General features: G+C 52.5%; 12 protein-coding genes. 5 read left to right on the top strand and 7 right to left on the bottom strand.

Annotation, left to right across the window (positions count from 1 at the left end):
* Positions 1-147 precede the first annotated feature (147 nt).
* Complete coding sequence (locus tag BW686_RS00515; RefSeq protein ID WP_084913729.1) at positions 148-1,260, bottom strand: hypothetical protein; 1,113 nt, start codon at positions 1,258-1,260, stop codon at positions 148-150.
* Positions 1,261-2,162: 902 nt separating this feature from the next.
* Here BW686_RS00515 and BW686_RS00520 point away from each other — a divergent pair.
* Positions 2,163-2,930: a DNA adenine methylase gene (locus BW686_RS00520; RefSeq protein ID WP_256897910.1), complete on the top strand. Its 768-nt coding sequence runs from the start codon at positions 2,163-2,165 to the stop codon at positions 2,928-2,930.
* A complete protein-coding gene (locus tag BW686_RS00525) occupies positions 2,930-3,700 on the top strand; it encodes an 8-oxoguanine DNA glycosylase (protein ID WP_057420030.1) in 771 nt (256 codons plus the stop codon). Before BW686_RS00520 ends, BW686_RS00525 begins: the two co-directional genes overlap by 1 nt.
* On the opposite strand, the gene BW686_RS00530 is transcribed toward BW686_RS00525, so the two are convergent.
* From BW686_RS00530 to BW686_RS00545, 4 genes are read right to left on the bottom strand one after another with little or no spacing between them, the layout of a single operon-like run.
* On the bottom strand, positions 3,697-4,380 hold the full coding sequence (locus tag BW686_RS00530) for a hypothetical protein (protein WP_057420029.1): 684 nt from the start codon (positions 4,378-4,380) through the stop codon (positions 3,697-3,699). The two genes, BW686_RS00525 and BW686_RS00530, sit on opposite strands and share 4 nt — an antisense overlap.
* Entirely contained in the window at positions 4,361-4,963 is a 603-nt protein-coding gene (locus BW686_RS00535; RefSeq protein ID WP_057420028.1) for a 7-cyano-7-deazaguanine synthase, read from the bottom strand. The genes BW686_RS00530 and BW686_RS00535 overlap by 20 nt, the downstream gene beginning before the upstream one ends.
* Positions 4,960-6,162, bottom strand: a complete 1,203-nt coding sequence (locus BW686_RS00540) for a PfkB family carbohydrate kinase (protein WP_057420027.1) — start codon at positions 6,160-6,162, stop codon at positions 4,960-4,962. Before BW686_RS00540 ends, BW686_RS00535 begins: the two co-directional genes overlap by 4 nt.
* A 2-nt stretch (positions 6,163-6,164) precedes the next feature.
* A complete protein-coding gene (locus BW686_RS00545) occupies positions 6,165-6,506 on the bottom strand; it encodes a hypothetical protein (protein WP_057420033.1) in 342 nt (113 codons plus the stop codon).
* A 230-nt stretch (positions 6,507-6,736) separates the two neighbouring features.
* Between BW686_RS00545 and BW686_RS00550 the strand changes: the two genes are divergently transcribed.
* Together BW686_RS00550 and BW686_RS00555 are read left to right on the top strand one after the other, a co-directional pair.
* The gene (locus BW686_RS00550; protein ID WP_084913730.1) at positions 6,737-8,680 is read left to right on the top strand and encodes an AAA family ATPase; all 1,944 of its coding nucleotides are present in this window, start codon (positions 6,737-6,739) and stop codon (positions 8,678-8,680) included.
* Positions 8,681-9,013: 333 nt separating this feature from the next.
* Positions 9,014-10,384, top strand: a complete 1,371-nt coding sequence (locus tag BW686_RS00555; protein ID WP_179197219.1) for a GrpB family protein — start codon at positions 9,014-9,016, stop codon at positions 10,382-10,384.
* Positions 10,385-10,526: 142 nt separating this feature from the next.
* Here the strand turns inward: BW686_RS00555 and BW686_RS00560 are convergent, their stop codons facing one another.
* Both BW686_RS00560 and BW686_RS00565 read right to left on the bottom strand, forming a co-directional pair.
* On the bottom strand, positions 10,527-12,149 hold the full coding sequence (locus BW686_RS00560) for a hypothetical protein (protein WP_256897914.1): 1,623 nt from the start codon (positions 12,147-12,149) through the stop codon (positions 10,527-10,529).
* Positions 12,150-12,157: 8 nt separating this feature from the next.
* Positions 12,158-12,832 (bottom strand): hypothetical protein, encoded by a 675-nt coding sequence (locus BW686_RS00565; RefSeq protein ID WP_084913732.1) that lies wholly within the window; start codon positions 12,830-12,832, stop codon positions 12,158-12,160.
* A gap of 317 nt (positions 12,833-13,149) precedes the next feature.
* Here BW686_RS00565 and BW686_RS00570 point away from each other — a divergent pair, with 317 nt between their 5' ends.
* On the top strand, positions 13,150-15,288 hold the full coding sequence (locus BW686_RS00570; RefSeq protein ID WP_084913733.1) for an AAA family ATPase: 2,139 nt from the start codon (positions 13,150-13,152) through the stop codon (positions 15,286-15,288).
* Positions 15,289-15,374: the final 86 nt, after the last annotated feature.

Genomic DNA, 15,374 nt, shown 5'->3' on the forward strand with positions numbered 1-15,374 from the left:
TCAGAGAGATGACGCTCAGTGGGTTTGTGTCCCCCTGACGTCCGATAACAAGGCCACAGATCGCGGTCATTCCGTTCGGAGAGTGGCTGCGGAAGAGGTGCGAAGGCAAGACGGTTTACGCTGTTCGTCTTGCCTTGCGTAGCGGGCTCACGGGGCCGTAACCGGAACAGCACGATAGGCCGCCACCTGGTCTGAACGTATTGTTTCTTTCAGCACGTAAGTCGATCCCGCTTCAATGTTGATTTTCCACTGTTTGTCCGCCATCGATGCGTTCCCGTTAAAAGCTGATTCAGGCACTTTGTCGAAGCTATCGTAGCGGTACAGGGTATACGGCACGCCAGGCTTGAGCCCCGACACCGTGACAGTCAAGTTCACCTGTGCGGAAGCAGGACGAGTGTCAGAACCTTCGCCCATGACGGGCCTTTCTTCGTTTACGTCGGTCGTGAGACGAACCGGCAGCGTCTTGCCGTCCCGGTCGATAACCCCGGTAATGGCCACGCCATAGTTTTTCCTACCGCGAGGCAGCGAATACACAGGGCGGGACGGGTCGTTAGCCGTTTGACGGTTTGCCTGAAATGCATCGAACCTGAAGCGGTAAAGATAAGCCGGTTTCCCGTCGGGCGACCAAAGACCGTTATCGCTGAATGTAATCACGTCGTCGGCGTTATAGACAGCGGGATGAGCTTTCGTTTTTTGGGACGAAACACCGATGACGGGCACGATATGGTCGTACTCGTCATCGCCTGCGTTTTCATCGTCGGAATCTTCGAATCGGGAAAGATTTTCGTAAACGCCGATGATGACCGGATGGCCGGACAGTACATTGCCCTTGACCCATGCCAGGAATGTATTCGCGTTCGGCGTGGTAACGCTGTCCCACTCGACGGCGTTCAGGCGCATTTTAGCCGCGGCGGCCTCATCATTTGCGCCCAAGAGCAGCTGGCTTCCTCGCCTGGATTGGTGAGTGTTTGGGCTGGCAATGGCGCGAGCATCGAACTGGGATACGTATTGGCCGTAGTAAAGCCCGGCACTGATAAGCGCTGTCTCACCGCAATAGCCGTAGTTCGCTGTCCACTGGAGCCGTGGAGGAATGTCGTTCATGTGGGTGCGGTCTTTTATCGCGCTTGTCTCCGCGGGTTTGACCTGGGTGTCTGCCGCACAGACAGTTGAAAAAGGTGCGCACAGGGTCAAAGCCGCTAGCAGGCACACAGGTCCGGTTTGCGCGGAAGGGCTTTTCAGAAGCAGGCTGAAGTCAAACATTCTTGGTGCCTTTACGGAGTGTTTTAAGACGCGAGTGGTGTTCAGCGTTAACAACGTCAGTGGGCGAGAGTCAGGAGGTTCAGGGCGCCGATAATGTCATATCAATATTGCACAGCGATAGATCGACAAACCCGTGGCCGTCGTTAAACCGGGCAATAGAAACAGTCGAGCCTGCCTTTTATCGTGGCAACCCAGTGCTGAAATCAGAGAATGAATAGAGGTAGGAGTATCGGTGCCGCTGTGGGCTGCATTTTTACGCTGGACACACTGCTGTAATCACCGGCAATCGCCAGCAGTTATCAACCACCGCGCCTTTTCGTCCTTGAGGGGCTTATCCTCAGGATGAAGGCAACACAATGAGAGGGATGTGGAACGAGAAGTGCGACGCAAAAATGGAGCGGGTAGAGGGAATCGAACCCTTATTGGTCAAAGATCCTTTGAAGCGTGTATTCGTGTAGTCCTCAAACTATCTGGAACCTCAGTAAACGCTGGCGATCCTTCGATATCACTACGGTGCACCATGGTGCATGAAGCAATCGTAAAGTTTTCGCGCCTCATCCGATGGAGATTACGCTCGAACCTAGCCGCTGAACCCTCAGCCAGCAGGAGCACGCCTATCTTTCTTTTCATCACTTCATCCATACCTACCTCCGTAAGTCGATTGAAATGCTTCGTTGATGTCGGAGCTTCGATCTGACTAACGCCGTTTTTTCTGAGGCTGCATAAGGGGGTCGATTTTTTGCAAATTTGGAGGATAACGCCAAAGGCTTCAAAGAGGACGTATTAAAAGGGCATCTTGGGTCTGTACCGATGGCTGGGCCGAAGCGGCATCTCGACGCCCATCTAATACCTCGGCTATCACCCGATGGGTGATTGGAGAGTTCGTATGCGGTCGTAGATCAATGAGTTTTGCCGATGGTTTCCAAGCTCAGAGGTTGCCATCTTGGTTTAGGCGCATTGACATCATCGTCACATCTGACGATGATTGTCCCATGAAATATCCAGGTGGGAAGGGCAAGTGCTACCAGCGCTTGATTAATTTGATGCCCCCGCATCAGACGTACATCGAATCGCACCTAGGTGCGGGCGCGGTCATGCGCCACAAGAAACCTGCAGCTCGCAACATTGGGATTGACCTTGATCCTGCCGTTCAGGGGGCTTGGTCTAGCCAAGCCCGAGATCGTCTGGAGCTCGTACAGGACGATGCTACGAGTTATCTAAGCTCATTCCCTTACCAAGGGAATGAGCTGATCTATGCTGATCCACCGTACCTAACTCAAACACGACGTCGTCCCAAAATCTATCGATTCGAGTATGACCAGACCCAGCACGAGTCGCTGCTCCAAACACTGCGCAGCGTGCCATGTAAGGTCATGATTTCCGGGTACGACAGCCTGCTGTACAACGAGGTGCTCCACGGATGGAGGAAGGTTACATTCATGGCCAAAACGCACGTCGATCTCAGGGAAGAATGCGTATGGATGAACTACGCTGCCCCTGAAGAACTGCACGACAGTCGTTACTTGGGCGACACGTTCCGTGAACGTCAGACCATTGCCCGACGCCAGGCGCGCCTTCGTGACCGTGTAAGAGCTATGGATCCTCTTGAGCGCAACGACTTCATGCGCTGGATTTCGCAGGCCTATGGCTCCACCCAGGAGGCCGTGTGATGCAGAGCGGCGTGGTTTTCATAGATTCTCAAATTTACAGCCGGGAGTTCCCTGACGCTCAAAGTGAAGTCTTGCCTGGTGTAACGTGGGGCTTAATTGAGGCTTTTCCCTCTCCCGCATACTGGGCTTATCAAGCGTGGGCGAATGATCAAGAGCCCGAGCCACTCAACTACCACCTCGGTGATTCGCTCGTGGAAGAGGTGGGGGCGTGCCTTCTAGGTGGTCACGGTATTCCGTCACAGGTGGGGCTTGCGGCGTTTGCTCATCTTCGGGCTCTCGGGGTCTTCGAAGGTAGTGCTCCGTCTGAGACTCAGATTCTGGAGTGGCTGAGCGCGCCCTTGAGTGTTGGTAGCCGGGCCATTCGCTATCGGTTTGCAAAACAGAAAGCACGGTATCTGCATGCGGCCCTGGTCTCACTGGAGGGAGGCAATATCCCTACTCACTCTGGTAGAGCACTTAGGGACTGGCTGCTCAGGCTGCCAGGCATCGGATACAAAACGGCGTCGTGGATTGCGCGAAACTGGCTGGATGCCGATGACGTGGCCATTCTCGACATCCATATTCTCAGAGCTGGCGCGCTAGCTGGATTCTTCTCCGTAGGCCTGACTGTAGAGCGTCACTACCTCAAACTGGAGCAGGAGTTTCTTGCCCTGAGTAATGCCATCGGCGTTCGGCCATCAAAACTCGACGCCCTGATGTGGTACCAGATGATGTCGGCTACAGATCTCGTGCATGGCCTGATGGGGCACACTGGGAAGAAAGCCGCTTAATCGGGCTTGTCTGATCCACCGATCAAGGCGACTCCTACTCCGCTGAGAATTCCAATGGGTGCCAGCTGGCTGGCCCACGGCTCTCCCGTGACACCCAGCGGGCAAAAGGTGCAGCCGAGAGCCTCAGCAACCATTGCCATGATCGCCAGTAACACACCTGCATCACGCCAGATCAGGCTCTCACCTTGTTGGTATTTCGCAAACGTCTTGCCCGGCTCTGCGACCAATAACAACCGTGTGCCTTCCCCGATGGCCAATGTGGCCTCGCACTGCTGATTCATCTTCGCGAAGAGCTCAGACGAACCTGGGATGTCATGAAATCCGTGGCGGCGGCTGTCATAGCGTTGCCAGCTGCCCGTCGCATGGTGATCGACCAGGATGTGGATGGGATGAATGGCGCCTGCGGACAAAGCAGGGCGACGTTCCAGCTCGAACCCGTATTCGGAGTCAGCAACTGCCTGCGTACGCGCACAGCGCCATAGCAGTTCACTAAGCTCTGTTTTGCTCAATGCGTTGAACGAGCGCTTCGACCGTCTGCGTTCAAGCAAGTGGAGAAGCCCTGCATCGGCTCGGGCTACTGGTTGCTTAAGTGGATGAAACTGGGCCTCAGTCCATACGAAGGGTTCGTAATAGCCTGGGACTGCACTGACGATGGGGCTATCAAGAATGATCTTGCTCATGTTCCAGCTCGTGCCAGACTTCAAAGTACTTGTTGCAGCCTCGACAGTTGCCGCATGCCACGTTGGATTTATGGCAACTGTGAGCCCAAGCCAGTACGGAAGATGGCACGCCGGCGACCCGCACTAGCTCAGTGGTACTTAATCCAATGGCCGGTGCTTCAACCGTCATTTCACCCTCCTGAATAACCATGAGCTGATTGATAGCCTCGACAAATTCAGGTGTACCGTCGCGGTGCGATCCGTCAGATTTCACCGTTCCCAGATAGAGCGTTTTGACGCCCAGACTGATAGCTTTCATCGACGCCAAGGTGACGAGCATCTGGTTTCGATACGGCCACCAATCACTTGCCGGCGCATGAGCATCCGCCCGACCTCCCGCCATGTCACCAGAGCCCACGGAGCGGCAATCAATGGAAATGACATGGTGCTCAATCTGGAGCTGCTTACAGATCGCTGAAGAAGCTGAGATTTCTGCTTCTGCTGCGAGTTGGCCGTAATTCAGGGTGATGCCGACTTCTGGGTGTAGCCACCAGGCGATGGCGAGGGAGTCCATGCCACCTGATAGCAGAAGGGCTCGTTTCATAGCTCGGTCGTTTGCCAGAATGTTTGGTAGATCGCGGTGACGAAATCATTCGACATGACGCAGTCACTCCCCTCCATCATCTTCTGGCTTTCCTCAGACTCATTTTCCACATACACCACTACCGGCTTCTTCAGGGCGCGAGCATAGCCGATCTCGTATATCGTCCCAGCGTCTAGGCCGTCCCCTATGGCAAGCATCAGATCGCAGGCATGGATCGCATCGATATCCTTCTGGACGACCTCTTCGGCTCGCCCCAGTCCAACATCATGCACGGGAGAAAACACTCGCAGGCCCATATCGAGAAGTAGACCTCGCGCTTCCTCAACCAGCCACATCTGTGCCAACGAGAAGAACGGGCCTGCCAAGTAAACCAGTGGTGCTGGCTTCGAGGTCTGCTTGAAAACGGCAGGTGCAGGAGCATAGCGAGCGAGTTCTACTTGAGAGCCAAAGCCCATGGTCTTGCAGTAATAAGCGGTAGCGCGAGACGCTTGAGTTGCTGCGTCCAAGGGGGAGAGTTCTTGCTCCAGCCAGAAAAAAGCGAAGCTTGCAACGAACACATCCCCAGATCCAATCTTCCATACGTGCGGTGTGACGAAAGGCGGGATGAGGTGCGTTTGGTCGTCATGATGTAACAGCGCACCCAGTGGGCCCATTTTTATGATGACAATTTCGGCTTGCTGCGATCGCGCCAAGGCAGCAGCCATGTCAGCTGAACTGAGCTCTGTACTGCCATGCAAAGCTTCTGCTTCGCTTCTGTTAAGGATCAGAGCAAGGTGCTTAGCGCTTGAGCCGTTATGATTGAAAGGTAGCGGATCCTTCGAAGTTTGTGGGTCGTAAACCGCGCTTTCAGCATGGACAATGCAATCACCTTCCAAATAGCCAAAGCGAACCACCTTGTCAGCGTTCACGCTCAGCGGTGGCATAGTTTCAGGGATCGGGTAGATTGCCGGTTTGCTAAGGCCATGGGTATAGCGGAAATGAGGGCTTTCTTTGGTCGCCATCACATCCATCTCAAATCCTTCGAGCGCGGCTCGCTGGAGGAAAATCGCCTTCGCAGTTTCATCGGCATATGTGTGTAATTTTGCCATACCGCCCAGCCGAGCTATCGCAGTAGCAGCCCTGCCACCCGAACCAAACAACTCTTGCCACATGGGATGCATGCACTGCTCATAGTAGATTCCACCTGCTATCGTGATCACGATCAGCCCTCCTTGATCGGTGAAATTCTCAGGACAACTTGAGCCCCGTTTTTGTCGACTACAGCCGCTCTATAACTGGTACCGCTTTCGATGCATGCGATGAGCCGAAGTACTCTCGGAGACGCAATGCCGCCCGCAACTTGGCCTTGCCATAGCGCGACGGCAACGAGCTGGCCATTCAGGTTGCTCAGGCCAATATCCAAAACGTCATCAATGTTTATCTGATCGACAACATCTGGTTTAGGAGATGCAAGCTGGGTCTGCAGATACAGCATGTCGCATGCTGTTTCAGTCGGACTTCCCGAGGTGTAATCGCGAAAAAGCTTCCCATCTGTACCTGACATTCCGTTCCCCACCATCCCTATGTGAACCAGCGCAGTGCTTGCTTCGCGTTCTAGCTCATTCTGTTGACAGCTTCCCGCTTGATGCTAGAGTGCTGGCACTTTACCCCTCTCGGATCCAATTTGCCAATAGTTGAAAATGGCCTGGAAACTCCGACAGGGCGCCAGCTCGCCGGCTTGATCAACACCCCGGTTTAGCTCAGATTCGTGCTTACACAGGGTAGTGTGTGCTGATGTCGAAGATCCTGGATTTTGAAATTGAGAATTACAAAGGTATTGTCAAAACTAAGATCGAGCTTGCAGGGAGGATCGATAGTCCGGTCGTTACGCTGATTGGACTAAATGAGAGTGGAAAGACCACCATCCTTGAAGCTATCTCACAATTCGTGAGCAGCGATAGATCTGTCTCCAGCCTTTATTTTTTTAGCCCTGAGAATAAGGATGAGTTTTCATTCATTCCCGTGAGCCAAAAAGGGGGATTCACTGGGGAAGTCTCGATCGCTGCCACTGTCGTGCTCGACACATCTGAGGTCGAAGAGATCTCCGCCACTGGAGAAAGCCTGGGTGTGGAGGTGGATACGGCGGCTTTGTCAGCACCGTTCAAAATCATTAAGGCGATTCGTTTTAAGAACAGCGAGGCGCAGTCGAGCAGCGGAAGCTTGGGGTTTGATCTCAAAACAAGACTGCCGGGCACTCCGGATTATGAGATCTATGCCCAGCCAGACTCAGTATCAGAGAACCTCTGGGTAATAGCCGCCGACTTGATCGCGAGCAAGATCCCAACGGTGGCTTACTTCCCCACCTTCCTGATCCACGTCCCAGAGGAAATTTTGCTGGTTCATCGCCCTGGCGAGAAGTACGAAACACGGCATTATCGCGAGATCGTAGAACGAATCATCCGGTTCGCGGGCTATGACGTCGAAGAGAACGTCAACAAGGTCTTGAGGCAGTTTCGAGATCAGGCCAAGGGAAATTGGATTGAGGACTTTCGCCGAAGCGAGGAGGGGAGCCGAGTTGACGCGGTTTTCAAACGAATGTCGGGCGTGCTCTCCACTGAGGTCATCGGCGGTTGGAGGCGTGTGTTTTCACGAGATACCACCGCCAAGAGAATTGAATTGAAATGGTCGATTTCCGATGGTGAAAAGCCTTCGGTCATGGTCAGCTTTATGGTCAGCAGTGGTGATTCCGACTACCAGATCAGCGAACGTTCTGTTGGCTTTCGTTGGTTCTTCACATTTTTGCTGTTGACGAGGTTCAAGTCAGCGGATGATAAGCGCCAGATGATCTACGCCTTTGACGAGCCAGCAGCCAACCTCCATTCCCGCGCCCAGGTGGAATTACTGAGCTATTTTGCGCTAATGACGAGTGCCGGCGACAAGATCATCTACTCAACGCACAGCCATCACATGGTCGATCCGCGTTGGCTATCCAGCGCCTACATCATCGAAAACCGAGCCGCTCGTAGCGACGATTCTGACGGATATGAGCTGGAGTTCCTGCCGGCGGAAATCAACGCCGTTAAGTACAAGCAATTCCTCGCGATGCAGGGCACCCGACATCACTACTTCCAGCCCGTCATTGATCGTCTGCAATACGTGGTGCCAGAGATCGTGGGCGACAAACCTTGCCTCATTGTTGAAGGCATATCTGATTACTATGCCCTCAAGGCCGCGTCGTTAACCTTGAGCAGCGATCTGGAATTCAACATCATCCCAGGCGTTGGGTCGAGCGCCGCGGGCCCCTTGATCAGCTTGCTGTTGGGGCGCGGAGAACATTTTATCGTCCTACTTGATGATGATCTGGAAGGTCGTCAGGCGCGTGATCGGTATCGTGAACAATGGGTACTGTCAGACCAGGTTGTTATTACCTACGCAGACATTGATCCGGGATTTGCTAGCAAGGCTCTGGAAGGCGTATTGGGCAATGAAAGCCAAGAGATTGCCAAGCGCAGCCTGAATATAAGCTCGCGTCCATCGAAGAGCCAATACGGCCTCCTCTTGGCCGAGCATTACTATAAGGGCGATCCGGCTGGCGTCATTTTCTCAGATGAGGGGCTTGCGAACCTGCAGAAGGTGCTGGGGTTTTTAGGTCACCAATTCAAGAGTTTCTCAGCTGAATTCGTTCCGATTCCGACAGTAGAGACGGATTCTGCCTCAATGCGCGCAGATTCGACTTGAATGCACACTGAGCTCATTTGAAAGAAGCCGGATTCGTTTCGAACAACAAAAAATTTTTGCGTGGAGTGAAATCTGGTTTTTGCCAGAGATGGTTGGTCGACCGATCTGGTAACGCCTCCCCCCTGTAGGCCGCCGCTTTATGAAAAGTATATTGGCTATGCCGTACCCTGACCTAAGTGTCGCCTTTCGATACATTAATCCCCTTAAAATAGACTCAAGGGTGGCTTTGGGCTACTATGTTAGCATTTGGGATTAGAGTTGACTCTGCGCTTGAAGATCCGCGCAGGCTAGCTTTAACTAGGTGCGTACCTTTCGATTATGCAAGTAAATAAAATGAAAAGTGTAGAGATTAGCGAGCATTCAGTTGATTGGGGAAAAGCTTTTGCTAAGGAGGCTCAAGTAATAAGGGACAGATTGCATGATCTCTCGTTTTTCATTCATCATGTAGGATCAACATCAGTACCTGGGCTGTCCGCAAAACCTATAATTGATATTTTAATATCTCTACAGGACTGGAAAGCGTCTGGAGACGTAGTGAATAATATTCGAGATCTAGGTTACCAAGTCGGAGAGAGTGATTTGGATACCCCGCGTTATTTTTTAGTTAACTATTCGTCCCCTGATAGCATTGGTTATCATATTCATATTTGCAAGCCCCAAAGTACCTGGGAGAATGATATGATAAATTTTAGAGATGAGTTGCGTATAAACGATAAACTCGCTTGCGATTACGCGAGGCTCAAGGAAGGTTTGGCCAAAATTTATAAAAATGATATTGATTCCTATGCTCTGGGTAAAAAGGAGTTTATCGAAAAAGCATTGAAAAAACTAGCACCTAAGTTTAGCATAAATAAACTACTTACACACCAAAACTTAGAGCTCGACAAGGCCGATCGCTACGGTAGATCTATGATGTGGCTACAGTTGTCTATGGCTCTTACTGCAGCATTCTCAGTGTATGTTGATCAAGGCTGGCTGCTTTTGTTAATAGCACTCATGGGATTTGGGTTTCTGGCTGCATGGTTAATGCTAAGCCAGTCTCAACAAAAGCATCGTGCAGCGGGAGATCAAGCCCGGCGAGTAGTATTATTTATGAGTGGCTTAGGCAAAAAACCATCTCTAGAAGAACAGCAGCGAATTCTTAGAAAGTTTATTCTTCCGCTATCAGGTGCTGACTGGAACTTAGAGGAAAGTCGTTTCGCCAGTCGTGAATTTCCAGGCTATCAAAGGTTGGCAGAGATTATTGAGGAGTCTGCATTTTGGACTGGTGATCTCCATCATGCCAGTGCCGGATTGATGAGTAAATTTCTGTGGGGCTCTTTATTGTGCTCCTTTGTAGGGAGTATCGCTGCTATCGTGCTTGCCCCTCCTAATGACCTGATAGCATTTAATAGGGCTCTCATTGCTGTAATGTTGTTCTTTATTTCGTCCGATATGCTTGGGTTGTATTTCGCATATAAAAAATCAGCAACTTCTTTAGATGAAATATTTCATAGAGTAGAGATCTCTGCTCTGAGAGGCTATCCGGATGCGGATATTTTGCTATTAGCCTCTGACTACAATGCTGTGATCGAGAACTCTCCATCTCCGCTTAGTTTTTTTCTCAAGTCTAGAACGAATAAGCTGAGCCTGCGGTGGGCAATTTATAAAGAGATGAAACGAGCTGGTGCTGCGAAAGAAATTGAAGGTCGCCGCTCTTACTGATGAGCTGTTGTGGGGCGGTATTGGTTCTGTGTATGGAATTCACGGCATCACGTTGAGCCAGCCGGTAACTTGGAAGCCATAGTTGAACTCAGCCAGGTACGAGGTGTTTTGCCTCAGTGTGGTAAGCCTCTACTCAAAGGTGTCATTCAACCAGCGGCACGATCCGCTGCAAAGTCCCAGCGCTCGCAACCCTCGGATACCCCTCAATCTCATACACACAATGTTCAATCACACGAACTCCTTGCGCTTGCAAGTTTCTGACGAACGCTGGCCCCGCTACCGTTTCGCCTACCCCGTGCTTGACGGAGGTGAAGATCAACACTGGTGGGAGGGCGACGCCGAGCGCTTCATGGGGGCTCAGTGCAAACCCCGCAGCCCACGAGTACCTTGCAAACTCGTCGGCTTTGATCGTCCGATATGTCTGCGACTGTAATACAAAAAGCTCACTTGGCTTGACATTCATAACGCGAATCAGGGCGTCATCCTGGTGCCGGAGTCCACGTGGTGAGAGCCGAATCAGATCCCCCTTTTTTGGCACTTTCGTATCTGCTGGAATCGAGCTGTACCGCCGGTTAAGCAATAGCGAAATATCTGGACAGTCACATATCACTGCAATGCGCTGAACATCCTCTACATCGATCCGCGCCTCAATCTCGGAAAGCTCCTGACAGCAACGCTGGATCGGCAACGCACCTTGTTGGCGCACTCGGACATCGGCTGTTGGGAAGTAACGAGACATCTGCTCAACGGCAGCACTAGCCGGCAGGGTGGTATCGATCAGAGCAACCAGATTTACTAAATTTCCCAGCTTTGCCAACAGTTGAAATATCTCAAACAAAGGCAGTTGATTGAACTGGTGGATAACGACCGCCTGCCCGTGGGCGCCGTCGGTGATTTCGTAAAACGGAACATGGGTAACACCCAATTCATCCTCATAAGTTACACACCTGGCTCTGGCAGCTGTCACTGATGTCGGAACGGTGTTCGTCAGGAGCTCAGAGACAGCACAGTACTGTTGGGTGAATTCGAAGGCTGCCTTGATATCGTCATAACGCACAAGCACCACTCGCGAGTTAAGGGCCAGTGAAACTTCGTCGAGCATGTCGTGAGCAAAGAGATCTGGAGTGAATGCACTCAGGCGGCTGAAAGCATGTTCAATCTCAAGCTGGCTGTAGGCTGGGTGAAAAGGGCCGCATATCCTGGTCAGATGGTGACGTACCGCGTTCTGCAGGCAATAGTTACTTTGGAGTTGAATCAGACCATCCGTCGCGACGACCCAGCCATGGCGCTCACATTCGCGAACGGCCTCAAGCACTTCATCCAACCTCCCTCCAGCCCTAAGACGCCCAGCAACCCCACCCCCGTCAACATTACCACCCCCATAAATTGAAGCGACCTCAACAACGGTATTGCCTGCCAGAGACAGCGCTTCCAGATACCGCAGCAGCCTTACGGCATGCTCTAAGCCCGGATTCTGCTCGAAGCCGGATAGCACCGCTGAAACGTCATCGGCCTCAAGAAACGGCAGTGCCACGAGGGGGGTGGCCAGGAGGGCACTGGCGTCCACCGGCAGAGTTATCATCATCCGCTCTGCAGTGGCCTGAAGAAATCCTTGACGCATCACTTCGAACACCGATGCCTGGAAGGCCATGTAGTCTTCCCACGCGAATTGCAGCTGGGCCGTCTGGGCATCGCCGAGATACTTTCCAAGGACGAAGCGACTCTCATGCTCAAGCAGTTGTCGCACGCTGCGCCGTTCGGCCAAGGCAGCTTCTACGAGCTGGGTTCAAAATTGCGGACATGGGGTACCTCACTGCTGAGGATTTCATTTGCTCGCAGCCCAGACTCCAACAGAAGAAAAATACTATGGTCGCGCAGACTACTTGTGCGTTTGACAACCTGCCTGAGTGCCTCAATCTCCTTCTGGCTAATCGAGTTCTCGGGACGCCCGAAAGGGGTGGGTATTTCCGTTCTTATCATTGGATCTGTGTACATCGGAGTTGTCTTTGCAGGGCAGGTAAGATTCACTGGGCAGACTTGACCTGGTGTCGGGTCGAGCGTTAACGGCTTGGTGATTAGCGATGATGTGGCGCTTGAAGCCGCCATTTTGAAGGCGGTCAAGGCTGTCAACGGAAGTGTTTCTACGAAAGCTTCCAGGCGGCTAAGAGTGACGGATATCTCATTGGCGGATTGGAGAGCAGAAGCAAGTGCAGCCACAATCCCGGCGCGCGCGTCTCTTTCGGAAGGTGTCGGCGTTTCAGGAGGGCAGTTTAGGGACGAACTTCTGAGCTCGTAATAGTCCAGATACCCCAAGCCTTTAGAAAGGATTTCGTTGGCTAGCGTTTGCTGGATAGAGGGCTGGACTGGCCACCTGTTTTTGAGGCTTTTGGCGAGCTTCTTGAAGGCTGCATTGGGCAGCAAATCTTGGGCATAGATCGGAAGGCGCATGGCAATTCTCCAATACGTCAGGGTGTCGGCTTTCCGCTGACTATCGTCGAAGTGCGTGCGAAAAGAAGGGAGAAACACCTGATGCGCAAAGGCTTTGCTGACCGACCGCTCGATTCAGATAAATCGAAGCTCGACGGTATCACGCTGCTAAAGCTTCATCAACCTCCCGATCTGACACTGCGCTGATGCTGTGGCAACGGGGAGGCATTTACTTGCAGTAGTGGCTTTGGCGTGAGGCCAGGAAGGCGGTCTTTCCTCTTGGGCGTGTCAGTAATAGGATACGGACGTGTTAGTTTCTGGCAGCTAAGGACAGCGACGTGATCAAGAATCTCATACTGCGCGGCGTATCGAGCTACTCGCCCGAGCTCAACTCCCAGGTCGGCCCACTCACGAAAGTGAACATGTTCTATGGGCACAATGGCACGGGCAAAACCACCATTGGGAACTACCTCCAAGACCCTGCTGATTTGCTGTATCACCAATGCCAGACTCAGCCTGCTTTAGCGGAGCGTGAGGTGTTGGTGTACAACCATACCTTCATGGAGGCCAACTTCCAGGCCAGTTCGCAGGCCGGCATCTTCACGCTCAATGAAGGCAATATCGAGGCAGAGAAAGAGCTGGAGGCTGCCGAGCTGGCCCTCAAACAGGTGTTGACTGAACATCAGGCCGAGGTGGCGGCAGGGAACGCTTTTGGCGACTCTCAGAAAGCCAAAAAAGCGGACATGCTGGATCAGCTATGGGCCCTAAAAAAACCTTTCGAAACCGGCCCTCTCCGGTATTGCCTCGTTGGGCCCAATACCAAAGAGCGCCTCGGCGACAAACTACGTGATATTGCGCTTGTGACATCGAGTGAGGATTTCACCGCGTTGGCAACTGAGGCGGAGCAGTTGCAGTCTGCGGGAGATACCGAGCTCCCTGCGATACCTACTCTCAGATTTGCAGAAAGCGAGGTTGAAACCAGCCCCCTGCTTTCCGAAGTCATTTCCGGATCCGGCGACTCGTACCTTTCCGCGTTGATTACTGATCTGGGTAACTCGGACTGGGTCAAGCATGCCCTTGAGTTTCACGAACGCGAGCAGTGTCCGTTTTGCCAGCAAACCCTGGCAGCTGGTTTCTACGATGAAATCCGGAAGGTGTTCGACAAAACGTACGAGCAGCGGGTCTCTCAGCTGAAAGCTCTGAAAAACCGATACGACGGCGGTGTCGCTCGATTGAAAGGCCAGTCCCAGCGTGCGGAGTATCGGGCTCCTGAGTACCAGGCACTTCTGGCAAGGTTGGACGCATTATTCACCCAAAACATTCAAGAGCTGGCTGCCAAATTGGCGAGTCCATCGATGGTTATCACGCTGGAGTCGACCGAGGCTCTGCTCAGCGGAATCAACGCCTTGATCGCGGAAGATCAGCAGAAGATTGATGCCTTCAACCTCAAGGTAAAAGACAAGAAAACCCACCTGGAGAACATCAAAACGCGTTTCTGGAACTGCTTTCGAGCGAGCTGCGACACGGTCATCACGTCCGCGAGAAAGGTACATAGCGAGCTTGGTGTTAAAAAGGAGGAGAAGCGAAAGCTGGCTGACGAGATCCGCATAAAGGCTCAGGTTCACCGGGATGCTATTGCTCTGAGCAAAGCCAAGATCACGAACATCGACCAGTCCATCGACAGCATCAACACGTCGTTGGCTGTGCTAGGGCTCAAGGGCTTTCTGGTTGTCAGAGAGGAGGGTGAGCTTCCTCGTTACAAGCTGCAAAGGCCCGACCAGCAGGCCGGCGTGTTCAAGACGCTCAGCGAGGGTGAGAAGACGTTGATCTCCTTCCTATACTTTCTTGAAGTCTGTAACGGCGAGCTCGATGAAAACGGTTCCAAGCTGAAAAGCGAGCGTATCATCGTCATCGACGATCCCATATCAAGCCTTTCTCATAACTACATTTACGACATCGCCTCCATGATCCACCGGCGAGTACTCAGCCCGAAAGAGCGCTTCAAGCAGGTCTTCATCCTGACGCACAACCTGTTCTTCTTTCACGAGATGCTCAAGCATTTCAAAAAATCAGATGAGTTCTCGTTGTTCCGGATCACCAAGGCGGCACACAGCGTCATCACTCCGATGAAGGCCAATGACGTACAGAATGACTACCAATCATTTTGGCAGGGCATCAAGGACGCCCAGGCAGGGCGTACCTCCGCTACCGTCATTCCGAACATGATGCGAAATATCCTGGAGTACTATTTCACCTTCGTACATCGCCAGAATGAGCTGCAGGCGGCACTGGCGACACTCGCCGATGAGGATGCAGATTTCAAGGCCCTATATCGATACGTCAACCGCGAGTCCCATGCCGATGCGGTCAATCTCACGGATTTTGGTGAGATTGAGCCGGCGCATTACGTCGAGCGGTTCAGACAGGTGTTCGTGAGAACAGGGTTTGAGGAGCACTATGACAAGATGATGAGCTAATCACCCGAACTGGCCCGCCAGCAGAGGTGTGAACAGCTTGGCCGCAAAAAGCTAGGCGCTGTCAGAAACGCCACATAGAAATTTGA

The sequence above is a fragment of the Pseudomonas syringae genome, from assembly GCF_002157375.1.
GTDB lineage: Bacteria > Pseudomonadota > Gammaproteobacteria > Pseudomonadales > Pseudomonadaceae > Aquipseudomonas > Aquipseudomonas syringae_T.

Bases quoted from the DNA above. Each gene is read 5' to 3' on its own strand.
- BW686_RS00515 (WP_084913729.1), bottom strand. From the start codon at position 1,260: ATGTTTGACTTCAGCCTGCTTCTGAAAAGCCCTTCCGCGCAAACCGGA.
- BW686_RS00520 (WP_256897910.1), top strand. From the start codon at position 2,163: ATGAGTTTTGCCGATGGTTTCCAAGCTCAGAGGTTGCCATCTTGGTTT.
- BW686_RS00525 (WP_057420030.1), top strand. From the start codon at position 2,930: ATGCAGAGCGGCGTGGTTTTCATAGATTCTCAAATTTACAGCCGGGAG.
- BW686_RS00530 (WP_057420029.1), bottom strand. From the start codon at position 4,380: ATGAGCAAGATCATTCTTGATAGCCCCATCGTCAGTGCAGTCCCAGGC.
- BW686_RS00535 (WP_057420028.1), bottom strand. From the start codon at position 4,963: ATGAAACGAGCCCTTCTGCTATCAGGTGGCATGGACTCCCTCGCCATC.
- BW686_RS00545 (WP_057420033.1), bottom strand. From the start codon at position 6,506: ATGTCAGGTACAGATGGGAAGCTTTTTCGCGATTACACCTCGGGAAGT.
- BW686_RS00550 (WP_084913730.1), top strand. From the start codon at position 6,737: ATGTCGAAGATCCTGGATTTTGAAATTGAGAATTACAAAGGTATTGTC.
- BW686_RS00555 (WP_179197219.1), top strand. From the start codon at position 9,014: ATGAAAAGTGTAGAGATTAGCGAGCATTCAGTTGATTGGGGAAAAGCT.
- BW686_RS00565 (WP_084913732.1), bottom strand. From the start codon at position 12,832: ATGCGCCTTCCGATCTATGCCCAAGATTTGCTGCCCAATGCAGCCTTC.